This is a genomic window from Arthrobacter sp. Y3222053 (assembly GCF_059092805.1).
This window is the reverse complement of record NZ_JBNHIA010000003.1, coordinates 429,144-444,005: the sequence shown is the minus strand read 5'-3', so window position 1 is coordinate 444,005 and position 14,862 is coordinate 429,144. Positions and strand designations below refer to the sequence as shown.

Genomic DNA, 14,862 nt, shown 5'->3' with positions numbered 1-14,862 from the left:
CCATGACTTCCACCACCTCGGTTTACGGCCAGGCCGTGGCCACCGTGCAGATCGACAATGACCACGTCCGGGTGACCGAGTGGCGGTTCCCTCCGGGCACCGAGACCGGCTGGCACCGGCATGAGATGGACTACGTGGTGGTTCCCACCGTCGCCGGACACATGAGCTACGAGACCCCGGACGGCCAGGCCACCAACGACCTGGTGGTCGGCGCCTCCTACGCCCGCCCCGCCGGCGCCGAGCACAACGTCATCAACAAGACCGACACCGAGTTCGCGTTCGTCGAGATCGAACTCAAGCCGCAGGGCTGAGCGCCGGGACGGGCGGGCGCCGCGCGCCCGGCCCGTCCCTCCGTTTGTCGCGGACTCTTAGCGTCCCGACACGAGGTCCGCTGCCCGCGCGATCGGTGAGGTGTCCGCCCGCCCGTCGCGCTCGGCCCGGTCCGCGGCATGGTAGGCGCGGTACATGGCGTGCACGCCCAGCCAACGCAGCGGCTCCGGTTCCCAGCGCCGCACCTTCCGGTTGACCCAGGGCATGGCGGCCAGCTCGCTGTCCGCGCCGAGCACCAGGTCCCGCAGGGTGCGGCCGGCCAGGTTCGACGCCGCCACGCCGGTGCCCACGTAGCCGCCGGCCCAGCCCATGCCGCTGCGCGCATCGAGGCCCACACTGGCCCGCCAGTCCCGCGGAACGCCGAGCACCCCGGCCCAGGCGTGTTCAATCCGTGCCCCGCCCGCAGCAGGAAACATCGACCGGAGCAGCGCCGCCAGCGAGCGGACCGTGCCCGGCTGGGTCGCGCCGTCGGCGTCGGTCCGGGAACCGAACCGGTACGGCACGCCCCGCCCGCCCAGCGCGATGCGCCCGTCCGCCGTCCGCTGCGCGTACATGTAGGCATGGGCCAGGTCGCCGACCGTGTCCATGTGCTCCCAGCCGATCCGCTCCCAGGCGGCGTCGGAAAGCGGCTCCGTGACGATCATGGAGGAGTTCATCGGCAGCCAGTCGCGGTGCGTGGCGCGGAACCCCGCCGTGAAGCCCTCCGTGGCCCGCAGCACGAAGCGGGCCCGCACTGTGCCGCGGGGCGTGACCGCGGCCGCGGGCCTGCCGTCGGCGGCGGGGCGGATCTCGGTGACCGGCGTCTGCTCGCAGATTCGCACTCCGAGGGCCTCGACGGCGTCGGCGAGCCCGCGCACCAGCTTGGCCGGCTGGATCCGGGCGCAGTGCGGCTGGTGCAGCCCGCCCAGCGCCCCGGCGATCCGTACCCGCTCCGCCGTCCCGGCGGCGTCGAGCAGCCGTGCCCCGGACCCGGGCCACTGTTCCTCCGACTGCGCCCAGGCCTGCAGCCGGTGCAGCTGAGCCGGGTTCAGTGCCACGTTCAGTTCGCCGCCCTTGACGATGTCGGCGTCGATCCCCTCCGCCCGGGCAACGGTGATCACCTCGTCGACCGTTTCGTTCAGCAGCAGCTGGAACCGGGCGACCAGGTCCCGGCCGTGGCTGAGCACGTACTTGTCCCGGCCGCCGGTCATGGTGTTGGTCAGCCAGCCGCCGTTCCGGCCCGAGGCGCCGTATCCGGCGAACCGGCGCTCGAGCACGGTGATCTCCAGGTCCGGGCGGGCCCGCTTGAGGTAGTACGCCGTCCACAGGCCGGTGTAGCCGGCGCCGATAACCGCGACGTCGACGTCGGCGTCTCCCGCCAGCGGCGGCCGCGGGGCGGGCAGGCCCTGCCCGGCGTACCAGAAGGACACCGCTCCGTTGGCCGGCTGCGGTCCGGCCGAGGCGGAGCCGCTCAAAGGTGGTTCAGCCCGTCGGTGAGCACCGACCGCAGGATGGACTCGATCTGGTCGAACTCCGGCTGGCCGACGGTCAGCGGCGGCGCCAGCTGGATCACGGGGTCGCCGCGGTCATCGGCCCGGCAGTACAGGCCGGCGTCGTACAGCGCGGTGGAGAGATAGCCGCGCAGCAGCCGCTCCGATTCCTCGTCGTTGAAGGTCTCCTTGGTGGCCTTGTCCTTGACCAGCTCGATGCCGTAGAAGTAGCCCTCGCCGCGGACATCGCCGACGATCGGCAGGTCCAGCAGTTTCTCCAGGGTGGCGCGGAACGCGGGTGCGTTCTCGGCGACCCGGGCGTTGAGGCCCTCCCGTTCGAAGATGTCCAGGTTGGCCATGGCGACGGCGGCGGAGACCGGGTGCCCGCCGAAGGTGTAGCCGTGGTAGAAGGTGGTGTCGCCGTGCCGGAACGGCTCGAACAGCCGGTCCGAGGCAATCATCGCGCCGATCGGGGAGTAGCCGCTGGTCATGCCCTTGGCGCAGGTAATGATGTCCGGCTGGTAGCCGAAGTCGGTGCAGGCGAACATGGACTCGATCCGGCCGAACGCGCAGATGACCTCGTCGGAGACCAGCAGCACGTCGTATTCGTCGCAGATCTCGCGGACCCGCTCGAAGTAGCCGGGCGGCGGGGGGAAGCAGCCGCCGGAGTTCTGCACCGGCTCCAGGAACACCGCGGCCACGGTGTCCGGACCTTCGAACTCGATGGCCTCACCGATCCGGTCCGCCGCCCACCGGCCGAATGCCTTCGGATCCTCCAGGCCCACGGGCGCCCGGTACTGGTTGGTGTTCGGCACCCGGAACGCCCCGGGCACGAGCGGCTCGAACGGTGCCTTCATGTCGGGAATGCCGGTGATGGACAGCGCGCCCTGCGGTGTGCCGTGGTAGGCCACCGAGCGGGAAATGACCTTGGTCTTGCCCGGCTTGCCCTGCAGCTTGAAGTACTGCTTGGCCAGCTTCCACGCGGACTCCACCGCTTCGCCGCCGCCGGTGGTGAAGAAGACCCGGTTCAGGTCGCCGGGGGCATGGGCGGCGAGCCGTTCGGCCAGGTCGATGGCCTGGGGGTGGGCGTAGGACCACAGCGGCATGAACGCCAGCTCGCGGGCCTGCCGGGCGGCGGCATCGGCCAGTTCCTCGCGGCCGTGGCCGACCTGCACCGTGAACAGCCCGGCCAGGCCGTCGATGTAGCCCCGGCCCCGGTCGTCGTAGATCATGTGCCCCTCGCCCCGGGTGATCACCGGCACGGTGCCGCCCGAGGCCAGGTGGGAGTGCCGGGCCATGTGCATCCACAGGTGGTCCCGGGCCGCCTGCTGGCGGTCCGTTCCGCGCGCCGTGATGCTGCCGGTGGAGGTATCGGTCATCGTGTGCCCCAGTTGTAGGCCTGCTTCCGCAGGGAGAGATACATGAATGTTTCGGTGGCCTGGATGCCGGGCAGGGCCCGGATCCGGTCCACCAGTCCCAGCAGGTCGTCGTCGTTCTCGCAGACCACCTCGGCAAGGATGTCGAAGGAGCCGGCGGTGACCACGCAGTAGTCGACCTGGCCCAGGGCAGCCACCTCGTCGGCGGCGGCCCGCACGTCCCCGGTTGCGCGGATGCCCAGCATCGCCTGCCGGGGAAAGCCGAGCTGCAGCGGATCGGTCACCGCCACGATCTGCACGATCCCGGAGTCGGTGAGCTTCTGCACCCGCTGCCGGACCGCCGCCTCGGAGAGGCCCACGGCCTTGCCAATGGCGGCGTAGGACCGCCGCCCGTCCGCCTGGAGCTGTTCGATGATCGCCTTGGAGACATCGTCCACCGCAGGCGCTGCTGCGGATCCGGGCTCCGGGATCACCTGCCACCTCCGAGGTCGGGCCGCCCCTCAGGGGCTGCTGGTTCAGTCATTCAAACCGCTAATTCCGTGGAAGGCAAGGCTTCTCGGAGCGGATTCCGTTGCGTTATTGCACCGGAAACAATGGGACCGTTGCGTAACAAAAGATTTACAACGAAAACCTTGTCCGGGTCCGTCAAAGGCTGGCAATATCAACGGCAATCACTTCCTTTCCCCAGCACGCAAGGAGCCTCCGATGAGCCGTCGCCCCGTCCCGCTCGATCCCATGATGCGGCGGCTGGTCTCCGCCCGCATGTCCCGCCGCGGGCTGCTGGCCGGTGCCGGCGGCCTCGGGCTGGCAGCCTTCCTGTCCGCCTGCGGAACCGGGGGCACCGGCACCTCGGGCGCCACCTCCACGGGGGCGGCGGAAGACCTCTCGGCTTCGGAAAAGACGGTCAGCTGGGCCAACTGGACCCTCTACCTGGACTACGACGACGCCGCGGCCACCTACCCGTCGCTGGATGCCTTTACGGAAAAGACCGGTATCGAGGTCACGTATTCCGAGGATATTGACGGCAACGACACGTATTTCGGAAAAGTCCAGGGGCAGCTGGCCAACGGGCAGGACATCGGTCAGGACATCATCACCCTCACCGACTGGATGGCGGCGCGGATGATCCGGCTCGGCTATACCCAGGAACTGGACACGGCCAACATTCCGAACTCGGCCAACCTGCTCTCCAGCCTGAAGAACGTGGACTTCGATCCCGGGCGGAAGCACTCCCTGACCTGGCAGACCGGCTTCGCCGGCATTGCGTGGAACAAGGAGGCGTTCCCCAAAGGCCTGCGCACCGTCTCCGATCTCTGGCAGCCCGAGCTCAAGGGCAGGGTGGAGGTGCTCGACGAAATGCGCGACACCATGGGCCTGCTGATGCTCGACAACGGCGTCGACGTCACAGGGAAGTGGGGCGGCACGGAGTTCGACAACGCCCTGGACGTCCTGCAGGAACAGATCGCCAACGGGCAGATCCGCCAGGTCAAGGGCAACTCCTACAAGGAGGACCTGATCTCGGGCGACGCACTGGCGGTGATCGGCTGGTCCGGAGACATCACGCAGCTGAACTTCGAGGAAGGCGACAAGTGGGAGTTCGCCCTCCCCGAGGCCGGCGGCACGCTGTGGTCCGACAACCTGATGGTTCCGGTCGGCGCCCGGCACAAGGCCAACGCCGAGAAGCTGATGGACTACTACTTCGACCCGGTCAACGCCGCCACTGTGGCCGCCTACGTCAACTATGTCTGCCCGGTGGAGGGGGCGCGGGAGGCGATGGCCGACATCGATCCCGAGCTCGTGGACAACCCGCTGATCTTCCCCGACGAGGAGTTCCTGGCCAAGGCGCACGTGGTGCGCACCCTGACGCCGGACGAGGAAACCGACTTCAGCGACCGCTTCCAGACCGCGATCGGCAACTGATGAGCACCGCGGCCATCACCCGGGATCCCGGGGCGGCATTCGGGTCCGCGGGTGCGGACCTGGTGCTCTCGGGCGTCACCAAGCGGTTCGGCGACTTCACCGCCGTCGACAACCTCGACCTGGTCATTCCCTCCGGTTCCTTCTTCGCCCTCCTGGGCCCCTCCGGCTGCGGCAAGACCACCACCCTGCGGATGGTCGCAGGCCTGGAGGCCCCGACGTCGGGCACGCTCAGCATCGGCGGGAAGGACATCACCGGCACCGCCCCGCACCAGCGGCCGGTGAACACGGTGTTCCAGAACTACGCCCTGTTCCCGCACATGAGCGTGCTGGAGAACGTGGCGTTCGGGCTGAAGCGGCGCAAGGTCCGCGACGCCGAGGCGCAGGCCCGTGCCGCCCTGGACCTCGTCGAGCTCGGGCACCTCGGCGCCCGCCGTCCGGCGCAGCTCTCCGGCGGCCAGCAGCAGCGCGTGGCGCTGGCCAGGGCCGTGGTGAACCGGCCCGCGGTGCTGCTGCTGGACGAGCCGCTGGGCGCCCTGGACATGAAGCTGCGCCGGCAGATGCAGGTGGAGCTGAAGAAAATCCAGACCGAGGTCGGCCTGACCTTCGTCCATGTCACGCATGACCAGGAGGAGGCCATGACCATGGCCGACACGGTGGCCGTGATGAACAACGGGTGCGTGGAGCAGATGGGCCCGCCGCAGGAACTGTACGAACTTCCGCGAACGGCCTTCGTCGCGAACTTCCTGGGCAAGTCCAACCTCATGCAGGCCAGGGTCACCGGCGGGGCGGGGGAGTACCTGGAGCTGGACATCGCCGGCAACACGGTGGCCCTGCGCAGGGACCGCGCCACCGACCACAGCGGCCAGGTGCTGGTGGGCATCCGTCCGGAAAAGCTGCGGATGGAGCCTGCCTCCGCGGGCCCGGGCATCCGCGGCGTCGTCCTCGACGTCTCCTTCACCGGCGCCAGCACCGAATACCTGGTGGACGCCGAGGGCATCGGCACCGTGGGCGTGTTCGCGCAGAACCACGGCGGCACGCTGTTCGCCGACGGAGACCGGGTGCAGCTGGCCTGGGATCCGGAACACGCCTTCGGGCTGCGCGGCGATGAGGATTCCCGGGCCGGAGCCACGGACGGAGACGCCTGATGGCGCTGCTCACCGGCCGCACCCGGGAGAGCGCCAATCCGGTCAGCGCCACCGAGGACGACGCCGCCAAGCGCCGCTCCCGGGTCGGCTACCTGCTGATCCTGCCCGGCTTTGCCTTCATGCTGCTGTTCTTCGTGCTGCCGGTGTTCTCGCTGCTGGCCACCTCGCTGTACACCAAGCCCGAGGGCGCCGACGTCGGCCAGTTCGTTCCGGCGTTGGAGTTCGGCAACTACCTCCGCGTGCTGACCGACTACTGGCCCGCCATCGCCCGCTCCTTCGGGTTCGCGCTGATCGCCACCGTCGCGGCGCTGCTGATCGGGTATCCGATGGCTTACCTGGTGGCGGTGCGGCTGCGCGAGCGGCGGCTGCTCAAGGGCATCCTGCTGGTGCTGATCATCGCCCCGTTCTTCACCTCGTTCATCCTGCGCACGCAGGCCTGGAAGCAGATCCTGGCCGATGAGGGCCCGGTGGTCGGGGTGCTGCGGGCGGTGTCCCTGCTGCCGGAGGACGGACGGCTCACGGCCACCGCCTTCGCCGTGGTGTGCGGGCTGACCTACAACTTCCTGCCGTTCATGACGCTGCCCATCTACGCGTCGCTGGAACGGCTGGACACCCGGCTGATCGAGGCCGGCAGCGACCTGTACGCCTCGCCGTTCACCACGTTCCGCAAGGTCACCCTGCCGCTGTCGTTGCCCGGCGTCACCGCCGGCACCCTGCTGACCTTCATCCCGGCCACCGGCGACTACGTTAACGCCGCGCTGCTGGGCAACAACCAGAACACCACCATGATCGGGCAGGTGATCGACTCGCGGTTCTTCCGGGTGGTCGACTACCCGGGCGCCTCGGCCCTGTCCTTCGTCCTGATGCTGGCCATCCTGGCCCTGGTGATCCTCTACGTCCGCCGGTTCGGCACCAAGGAGCTGATGTAGCCATGGCAGGAGCAACCCGGTTCGGCCGCTGGCTGGTCCCCGCCTTCGGAGCGCTGGCCTTCCTCTTCCTGCTGGTGCCCATCGGCTACGTCTTTGCGTTTTCCTTCAACGACGCCGGCCGGACCAACCTCAGCTGGCGCGGTTTCACCCTGGACAACTGGGCGAATCCCTGCGGGGCGCCGGCAGTCTGCGAGGCACTGGGCAACAGCCTGCGGATCGGAGCCATGGCCACTATCCTGGCCACCGTGCTCGGTACCCTGATCGCCATCGGCCTGGTCCGCTACCGGTTCCGGTTCAACGCCACCGCGAACATGCTGATCTTCCTGCCGCTGGCCACCCCGGAGGTGGTCCTGGGCGCCTCCTTGCTGGCCCAGTTCCTCAACGTGGGAGCCCAGCTCGGCATGGGCACGGTGATCCTGGCCCACACCATGTTCTGCATCTCCTTCGTCGTCGTCACCGTCAAGGCACGGGTCGCCGGGCTGGATCCCAAGCTGGAGGAGGCCGCAGCGGATCTGTACGCCTCACCGCTGCAGGCCTTCTGGCGGGTGACCTTCCCGCTGCTGCTGCCGGGCATCACGGCCGCGGCGCTGCTCGCCTTCGCCATGAGCTTCGACGACTTCATCATCACGAACTTCAACTCCGGCAACGTCGACACGTTCCCCAAGTTCATTTACGTCTCGGCCACCCGCGGCATCCCGGCCCAGGCCAACGTGATCGGTTCGGCCATGTTCATCGTCTCGCTGCTGATCGTGATCGGCGGCCAGCTGCTCGCCCACCGGCGGCGGAAGATGCTGGCCGCCCGGTAGCGGGCGGCCTCAGTCTTCCGCAGAGCCTGCCTGGTCGGCGTCGCCGGGGAGGTGCGTGACCAGCACGGAGGTGCCGGCATGCGCCGCGACCGCCGAGCTGACCGAGCCCAGCAGCAGGCCGGCGAACCCGCCGCGCCCGCGGGAACCGACCACCACCAGGTCCGCGTCCCTTCCCGCATCCAGCAGCGCCCGGGCCGCCTGGCCCCGGACGACGGTCTGCTCCAGGTCCTCGGGGGCGCCCTCCGGCCAGACCTGGTCCGCGGCCTGCTTCACCGCCTCCCAGGCTGCTTCCTCCGGGTCCCAGGTCATGTCGTAGGCTCCGAGCAGGGCGGGGTACTGCCAGGCGATCACCACCTGCACCCGTGCGTTCATCGCTTCGGCGGCCTGTCGTGCCATCCGAAGCGCGTGCACCGCGTTGTCGGAGCCGTCCACTCCGACCACGACCTTCGCCCTGCGCGCATCAGTGCTCATGGGTCTTCCTTTCGGTCGGCGTCCCCTGAAGGCGGCTGGCCCGGGACCGCATCTCTGCCCTGCCTGCCGTCATAGCACGGCGCCCGGCCGCCGGACCAGAGACCGGCGGCGAGCCGGGGCGGCAACAGCCAACCATCGCGATGCCCGCGCCTCGGCGGTAATTGGCGGCAGCCCTTCCCGGCGGGCCGACGCCGTTACTAGATTGGTCGCGCACGGCCCGGTCCGCGGTCGAAAGGACAGGACATGGCTGAATACCCGGCTTCCGCTTCCGCCTATGTCCCCCCTGCCCGGATGAAGCCGGGGCACTGGGTGCTGCTGGTCCTTGGGGTTCTCCTTGTCCTCACCGGCTCCGGTGTTGCCACCGCCGGGGCCGCGCTGCTGGCCGGGAACGCCGCCCAGGGGGACAACGCCTACATCACCGCCCCCCGGGAACGCTACGAAAGCACCGGCTATGGCCTGCTCAGCGGGCCGGTACTCTTCGGGTCCAGTCCGACGTCGGCCGTTCCCGCCGGGGAACTGGCCGGAGTGCAGGTACGGGCCCGGCCGGTGATTCCCGGCCAGGAGGTTTTCGTCGGGATCGGTGACGCCGACGCGGTGGACGACTACCTGCAGGGCGTGGCGACGACGCCCTTCAGCCGCGCGGACGGGCCGCAGCCGGGGCCTTACTGGAATGACCCGTGGTCGGAGGACGATGACGTGGTCACCGAGGGCAGCCGGGTTCCCGATCCTCCGGGGGAGCAGGACTTCTGGGTGGTCTCCAGCTCGGGTGCCGGGCAGCAGGAACTGACCTGGGACCTGCAGCCGGGCGACTGGTCTCTCGTGGTGATGAACGCCGACGGCAGCCGGCCGGTCTGGATGGATGTTCAGGTCGGGGGCCGCTCGGACCTCCTCGGGCCGCTGGGGTCCGGCCTGCTGACCGGGGGACTGATCGCCCTGGGCATCGGTCTCCCGCTGCTGCTGTTCGGAACAGCCGGGCTGGGGCGCGACGTGGACCCGGCGCGTGCCGCCCGCTCCGGCGGCCCGGGCCCCGACGGGTCCGGATGGCCGTATCCCGCCCGCCTGGCGGGATACCTTGATGCCCGGCTCTCGCGCGGGCTGTGGCTGGTGAAATGGCTGCTGGCCATACCCCACTACTTCATCCTGGCGCTGCTGTGGGTAGGGCTGGCGGTCACCAGCGTGGCCGCCGGGGTGGCCATCCTGTTCACCGGGCGCTATCCCCGGTCCTGGTTCTGGTACACCGTGGGAGTCCTGCGCTGGTCCTGGCGGGTCGGCTTCTACGGCTACTCCGCCCTCGGCACCGACCGGTACCCGCCGTTCACCCTCGCCGCGGCCGACTACCCCGCGTCCTTCGACGTGGCCCGGCCCGAACGGCTCTCCCGGGGGCTGGTCCTGGTCAAATGGTGGCTGCTCGCCCTTCCGCATCTGCTGGTGATCGGCATCTTCACCGGAGGCACCGGGTTCGGCTGGCGGAACGGAGGGGACCGCGGAGGGGACGCCTGGGAGGGCTGGGGCCGAGGCCCGGGCGGCTGGTCCGGGGACTGGGGGTGGTCGCTGCTTGGCCTGCTCGTCCTGATCGCCGCCGTGATCCTGCTGATCACCGGCCGCTACCGGCATGAGCTGTTCAACCTGATCATCGGCATCAACCGATGGATCTACCGGGTAGCCGCCTACGTGCTGCTGCTGCGTGACGAATACCCTCCCTTCCGGCTGGACCAGGGGCCGGAGGAACCGCAGGCCCGCCCCGTCCCGGCCGGACCGGGCACCGGCGACGTCGAACCGCCGGGCCGGGCCGAGGCATAAGGAAAGGAGGCGACATGGACGACCGGAGCGGAAAGCCGCGGCAGAAGCCCGGCGGCCTGGACCTGGAGATCATCCGGTCCCTCGCCGCATCGCCCGGTGACGTCTACGCCGCATGGACCAGCGCGCAGGGCCTGGCCGGCTGGTGGCCGCCGGAGGGGTTCGTCGTTCCCGCGGACCGGGCCGGCTTCCACCCGGTTCCCGGCGGCAGCTACCGCGCCTGCATGGTGGACCCCGCGACCGGCACCGAACTGTGGTGGAGCGGGGAGTTCGGGGCGGTGCGCCCGCCGTCGCACCTGTCCTTCAGCCTGCTCTGGGAGGCCGACGACGGGCCGGCCGGCCCGCGGAGCCAGGTGGAGGTGGACTTCACGGCACACGACGGCGGAACCCGCCAGGAGTTCCGGCAGGGCACCTTTCCTTCCCGGAGCGCCCGGGATGACACCGCCGCCCGGTGGCAGGACGCCTTTGACCGGCTCGCCCTCTACCTGGCCCGGCAGGCGGGGGAGGGCGGCTGAGGGCCGCCGGAGGAGAAGCCCGGCCCGGGCCGGGCGCCTGCAGCCGGCGGACGGCCACGGGAAATAAGTGCCGGGCACGCGTGGTTGCAGAAGGCACAGCGGCCCGACCGGCCGCAGATGCTTCGCTACGAAAGGCCGCCACAGCAGATGAGTGTTCCCCTGTCCATCCTCGATCTCGCCATCATTGACGAGGGCAGGACGGCCCGTGATTCCTTCCAGGCCAGTGTTGAACTGGCGCAGCTGGCCGAACGGCTGGGCTACCGGCGGATCTGGTACGCCGAGCACCACAACATGCCGACCATCGCCTCCTCCGCCACCAGCGTGCTGATCAGCCACATCGCCGCGCACACCGAACGGATCCGGCTGGGCGCCGGCGGCGTGATGCTGCCCAACCACTCGCCGCTGACCATCGCCGAGCAGTTCGGCACCCTGGAAACGCTGTACCCCGGGCGCATCGACCTCGGCCTCGGCCGGGCCCCGGGCAGCGACCAGAAGACCTTCCGGGCGCTGCGCCGGGACCCGATGTCCGCCGACTCCTTCCCGCAGGACGTGCTGGAGCTGCAGGGGTACCTGACCGGTGAATCCCGGATCCCCGGCGTCGACGCCACCCCCGGCAAGGGCACCAATGTGCCGCTCTACATCCTCGGCTCCTCCCTCTTCGGCGCCCGCCTGGCGGCGGCACTGGGACTGCCCTACTCCTTTGCCTCGCACTTCGCCCCGCAGGCGCTGCAGGACGCCGTCGCCCTCTACCGCCGGGACTTCAAGCCCAGCGCGCAGCTGCAGGAGCCCTACGTGATCGCCGGCGTGAACGTCCTCGCCGCGGACACCGAGGAGCAGGCCCAGGCCGAGTTCCTGCACACGCGCCGCCGCCGGGTGGCCCAGCTGCTGGGCCGGGACCGGGCGTTCACCGACGAGGAAGCGGACCAGATCCTGAAGTCCCCGGCCGGCCTGCAGATCGAACAGATGGTGCGGTACTCCGCCGTCGGCACTCCGGACCAGGTCCGGGAGTATCTGGACTGGTTCAGCGGCCACGCGCAGGCCGACGAGCTGATCGTTGCCAGCCAGGCCTCCAGCCACCAGGCATGGCTTCGCTCCTATGAGCTGCTCGCACAGGCCATGGAGCTCACCGCCGCCTGAGCCGGCGGCATGGCGGTTCGGCAGCGCCCCGGGGCCCGGGTTTCCCTTTCCGGCCCCGGGGCCCGGGTTTCCCTTTCCGGCCCCGGGGCGCTGCTGTGCCAGAATCAAAGCCATGCCGACAGAACCGCAGGTCATCACCTGCTCCGTACCCATGCGCTGGGGCGATATGGACGCCTACGGCCACGTGAACAACGTTGAGGTGCTGCGCCTGCTCGAAGAGGCACGGATCCATGCGTTCGGGCCTCCGGGCGGAACCGGCGCTCCCGGGAGGGAGCCGGTTGCGGCGCTGTTCAGCGACGTGCCCGACGGCGTGCAGGCCCTGGTCGCCGAACACCGGGTCAAATACACTGCGCCCCTGGAATACCGGAACATTCCGGCCCGGGTCGATGTCTGGATCGCCGCGCTGAAACCGGCCAGCCTCACCATCGCCTACCTGCTCCGGGATCCGGTGACGGAGCTGGTCTGTGCCCGCGCGGAAACCACCCTGGCCTTTGTCCAGGCAGGCAGCGGCGTCCTGCAGCGCCTCACCGCCGCACAGCGGGAACGTGTGGCCCCCTACCTCGGCGCCGCGGTCTTTCCCTGACCGCTCCGCTGTCCCTTCCCGCCGCCGCCTTCCGCCGCCCTGCCGCCCGTCGTTACGATCAGGGCCTGGCCCGGTCGCTTCCAACCCTGCTCCGGCCGCCCTCCCGCGTCCCTGGTCCGCCGGTGCCGGCTAGGAGGAACAGCATGTGGCAAAACCTTGGCATTACCCCGCTGGCCGCACTGCTCGTGGTGATCAGCGCCGTCGGCATCTACACGGCCTGCTACCTGATGATCCGGGTGCTGGGCCAGCGGGCGCTGGGCCGATGGTCCACCTTCGACACGGCCATCGTCATCGCGCTCGGATCCGTGCTGGGCCGCGTCGTGCTCGGGTACACCCCGTCGCTGGCAGCCGGCATCATCGGCCTGGCAACGATGTTCGGCATGATGCGCCTGGAGAATGCGCTGCGCTGCACCCGCTGGGGCCCGATGCTCTCCGTGCGCCCCATCCTGCTGATGGCCGGAGCGGAAATCCTGCACGAAAACCTGCCCCGTGCCGGAGTCCAGCGGGTCGAGCTGATGTCCAAACTGCGGGAGGCGGGCATTCGGGACTTGTCCGAGGTGGCCGCGGTGATCATCGAGCCCACGGGAGATGTCAGCGTCCTGCGCCGGGGCGTGCTGCTGGACCCGGCGCTCATTGCTGACATCCCGATGGCCCATTTGATCCCGTCGGACCTGGTCAGGCGGGGGTGAAAAGCGGCGGTTCCTCCCGCTGCGGACAGCGCAGGGCCCCGCTGATTAGGTGAAACCCGGCTGCATGTGTATAGTGGAACGCAGTTGTTGTGTTGCGCATTTTGTATTACAAAGCGGCGAACCCATCCGGGCAAGCCGTTTTTTCTGTAGAAGCGGCAAAGAGACACCGCGACTGAGACTGCCCCGAAGGTCGGGGCCGGTTTCGAGCAGAAAGAAGAACAAAATGGCTACAGGTACCGTGAAGTGGTTCAACGCTGAAAAGGGCTTCGGCTTCATCGAGCCCGACGACGGCAGCGCCGACGTCTTCGCCCACTACTCCGCCATCAACTCCAATGGCTACCGCTCCCTCGAAGAGAACCAGAAGGTCTCCTTCGACACCGAGCAGGGCCCCAAGGGCCCGCAGGCCGTGAACATCTCCGGTCTGTAAGCATCCGCTTACCCGTTGGGCAGGACGCATTCGCGTCCTGCCCTTCGTGTTTTAAGGGCCGGCCCGTCCCGGGTCCTGCCGGTGCCTCATTGACCGGGCCGTCCCCGGCGTGGCCGAGGCGGCCGGGAAATGAACGGATGAAGGACAATCTGCGAACAACCGGCGCAAACCGTCCGCGGGGGTGTTGCGCTCCGGGGCCCGTCGGTAGACTCACGGACAAGTTGTTGCGCGGCATGTAAGCAGTTCCAGCGGCGATACCCGGCAGCGGGTGCAGCCGCTTTTTCATATGGATGGCCGGCGGAACCGCAGCAGCTTGGGAGCCTTCCGAAGGTCGGAGGGCTCGCACAGAAGGATGAAAAGAACATGGCAACAGGCACCGTGAAATGGTTCAACGCTGAAAAGGGCTTCGGGTTCATCGAGCCGGACGACGGCAGCGCCGACGTCTTCGCCCACTACTCCGCTATCAACGCCACCGGATACCGGTCCCTCGAGGAGAACCAGAAGGTCTCCTTCGACACCGAACAGGGCCCCAAGGGCCCCCAGGCGGTAAACATCCAGGCCATCTGAGCAGGGACTGTCAGAGGCGGGGCGGCGGCCGAAGGGCCGGTGCCCCGCCTTTTCCCTGCCCCGGCAGGCGCTGCACCTGTCGCCCTCAGCCGGCCGAACGTACCGTGAAGGAATGACAACGGCCAAGAAGCGCATGACACCCGCGGACCTGGGCATCGACACCGCCGGCGGAGATCCCGAGGCGCTTTACCGCTGGTTCCTGGCCAGCCTGCTGTTCGGCAACCGCATCGAACAGGCGACAGCCGCGCGGACGTACCACGTGCTCATCGACCACGGCCTGACCAGTCCCGAGGCATTCGCCGGCATCAGCCGGGAAGACCTGAGCGGCCTGCTGGTCGAAGGCGGATATCGGCACTATCGGTGGCTCGAGGACGATGAACTGCATCGGACCATGGCCGCCGTCGCCAGCCGGTACGGCAGCGTCAAGTCGATGCTGCGCAGCTCCGGTTCCGCCGGGGACCTGGAACACCGGCTGCTGGCCTTCGACGGGGTCGGGCCGACCACGGCCCGGATCTTCATGCAGTGGATACCGACGTCCCTGCACGGCACCATGCCGGCAGCCTGACGTACACGGCACCGTCCACGGAAAAATTGCTACCTCTTTGGCCCCGCACGTCGACTCCGATATCGGCAGGCACATCCTGCCACAGGGTCTCCCGTGCCCGGACCGGCGACGATGTATGCATGTGAGAGAATGCATA

At 69.2% G+C, this 14,862-nt stretch carries 17 protein-coding genes; 13 read left to right on the top strand and 4 right to left on the bottom strand.

The genetic code is table 11. The features are described from left to right. Positions 1–2: 2 nt before the first annotated feature. Positions 3–311: a cupin domain-containing protein gene (locus AC5RUW_RS10110; RefSeq protein WP_494160567.1), complete on the top strand. Its 309-nt coding sequence runs from the start codon at positions 3–5 to the stop codon at positions 309–311. 57 nt (positions 312–368) lie between these two features. Here AC5RUW_RS10110 and AC5RUW_RS10105 read toward each other — a convergent pair whose 3' ends face one another. From AC5RUW_RS10105 to AC5RUW_RS10095, 3 genes are read right to left on the bottom strand one after another with little or no spacing between them, the layout of a single operon-like run. Continuing rightward, positions 369–1,784: an NAD(P)/FAD-dependent oxidoreductase gene (locus tag AC5RUW_RS10105; protein ID WP_494160566.1), complete on the bottom strand. Its 1,416-nt coding sequence runs from the start codon at positions 1,782–1,784 to the stop codon at positions 369–371. Next, on the bottom strand, positions 1,781–3,178 hold the full coding sequence (locus AC5RUW_RS10100) for an aspartate aminotransferase family protein (protein ID WP_494160565.1): 1,398 nt from the start codon (positions 3,176–3,178) through the stop codon (positions 1,781–1,783). Before AC5RUW_RS10100 ends, AC5RUW_RS10105 begins: the two co-directional genes overlap by 4 nt. Continuing rightward, positions 3,175–3,648, bottom strand: a complete 474-nt coding sequence (locus AC5RUW_RS10095; protein ID WP_494007805.1) for an Lrp/AsnC family transcriptional regulator — start codon at positions 3,646–3,648, stop codon at positions 3,175–3,177. The genes AC5RUW_RS10100 and AC5RUW_RS10095 overlap by 4 nt, the downstream gene beginning before the upstream one ends. A 232-nt stretch (positions 3,649–3,880) precedes the next feature. Here AC5RUW_RS10095 and AC5RUW_RS10090 point away from each other — a divergent pair, with 232 nt between their 5' ends. Genes AC5RUW_RS10090 through AC5RUW_RS10075 form a run of 4 tightly spaced genes read left to right on the top strand, consistent with a single transcriptional unit; the run spans position 3,881 to position 7,975 of the window. Beyond that, positions 3,881–5,095 carry an ABC transporter substrate-binding protein gene (locus tag AC5RUW_RS10090; protein ID WP_494160564.1) on the top strand — a complete coding sequence of 405 codons (1,215 nt, stop codon included), beginning with the start codon at positions 3,881–3,883 and terminating at the stop codon, positions 5,093–5,095. Next, positions 5,095–6,240 carry an ABC transporter ATP-binding protein gene (locus AC5RUW_RS10085; RefSeq protein WP_494160563.1) on the top strand — a complete coding sequence of 382 codons (1,146 nt, stop codon included), beginning with the start codon at positions 5,095–5,097 and terminating at the stop codon, positions 6,238–6,240. Before AC5RUW_RS10090 ends, AC5RUW_RS10085 begins: the two co-directional genes overlap by 1 nt. Next, entirely contained in the window at positions 6,240–7,169 is a 930-nt protein-coding gene (locus AC5RUW_RS10080) for an ABC transporter permease (RefSeq protein ID WP_494160562.1), read from the top strand. The genes AC5RUW_RS10085 and AC5RUW_RS10080 overlap by 1 nt, the downstream gene beginning before the upstream one ends. A 2-nt stretch (positions 7,170–7,171) precedes the next feature. Beyond that, positions 7,172–7,975: an ABC transporter permease gene (locus tag AC5RUW_RS10075; RefSeq protein WP_494160561.1), complete on the top strand. Its 804-nt coding sequence runs from the start codon at positions 7,172–7,174 to the stop codon at positions 7,973–7,975. A gap of 9 nt (positions 7,976–7,984) precedes the next feature. Here the strand turns inward: AC5RUW_RS10075 and AC5RUW_RS10070 are convergent, their stop codons facing one another. Then, positions 7,985–8,446: a universal stress protein gene (locus tag AC5RUW_RS10070; protein ID WP_494160560.1), complete on the bottom strand. Its 462-nt coding sequence runs from the start codon at positions 8,444–8,446 to the stop codon at positions 7,985–7,987. Positions 8,447–8,689: 243 nt separating this feature from the next. Between AC5RUW_RS10070 and AC5RUW_RS10065 the strand changes: the two genes are divergently transcribed. From AC5RUW_RS10065 to AC5RUW_RS10030, 8 genes are all read left to right on the top strand, one after another. Continuing rightward, complete coding sequence (locus tag AC5RUW_RS10065; protein ID WP_494160559.1) at positions 8,690–10,246, top strand: DUF4389 domain-containing protein; 1,557 nt, start codon at positions 8,690–8,692, stop codon at positions 10,244–10,246. A gap of 14 nt (positions 10,247–10,260) precedes the next feature. Continuing rightward, on the top strand, positions 10,261–10,758 hold the full coding sequence (locus tag AC5RUW_RS10060; RefSeq protein WP_494160558.1) for an SRPBCC family protein: 498 nt from the start codon (positions 10,261–10,263) through the stop codon (positions 10,756–10,758). A gap of 147 nt (positions 10,759–10,905) precedes the next feature. Then, positions 10,906–11,895 (top strand): LLM class flavin-dependent oxidoreductase, encoded by a 990-nt coding sequence (locus AC5RUW_RS10055; protein WP_494160557.1) that lies wholly within the window; start codon positions 10,906–10,908, stop codon positions 11,893–11,895. A gap of 112 nt (positions 11,896–12,007) precedes the next feature. Continuing rightward, positions 12,008–12,478 carry an acyl-CoA thioesterase gene (locus tag AC5RUW_RS10050; protein ID WP_494160556.1) on the top strand — a complete coding sequence of 157 codons (471 nt, stop codon included), beginning with the start codon at positions 12,008–12,010 and terminating at the stop codon, positions 12,476–12,478. Positions 12,479–12,621: 143 nt separating this feature from the next. Beyond that, positions 12,622–13,167 carry a DUF421 domain-containing protein gene (locus AC5RUW_RS10045; RefSeq protein ID WP_494160555.1) on the top strand — a complete coding sequence of 182 codons (546 nt, stop codon included), beginning with the start codon at positions 12,622–12,624 and terminating at the stop codon, positions 13,165–13,167. Between the two features lie 223 nt (positions 13,168–13,390). Beyond that, positions 13,391–13,594 (top strand): cold-shock protein, encoded by a 204-nt coding sequence (locus tag AC5RUW_RS10040; RefSeq protein WP_494007794.1) that lies wholly within the window; start codon positions 13,391–13,393, stop codon positions 13,592–13,594. 363 nt (positions 13,595–13,957) lie between these two features. Then, the gene (locus tag AC5RUW_RS10035; RefSeq protein WP_494007793.1) at positions 13,958–14,161 is read left to right on the top strand and encodes a cold-shock protein; all 204 of its coding nucleotides are present in this window, start codon (positions 13,958–13,960) and stop codon (positions 14,159–14,161) included. Between the two features lie 112 nt (positions 14,162–14,273). Then, a complete protein-coding gene (locus tag AC5RUW_RS10030; RefSeq protein WP_494160554.1) occupies positions 14,274–14,726 on the top strand; it encodes an HhH-GDP family DNA glycosylase in 453 nt (150 codons plus the stop codon). Positions 14,727–14,862 lie beyond the last annotated feature (136 nt).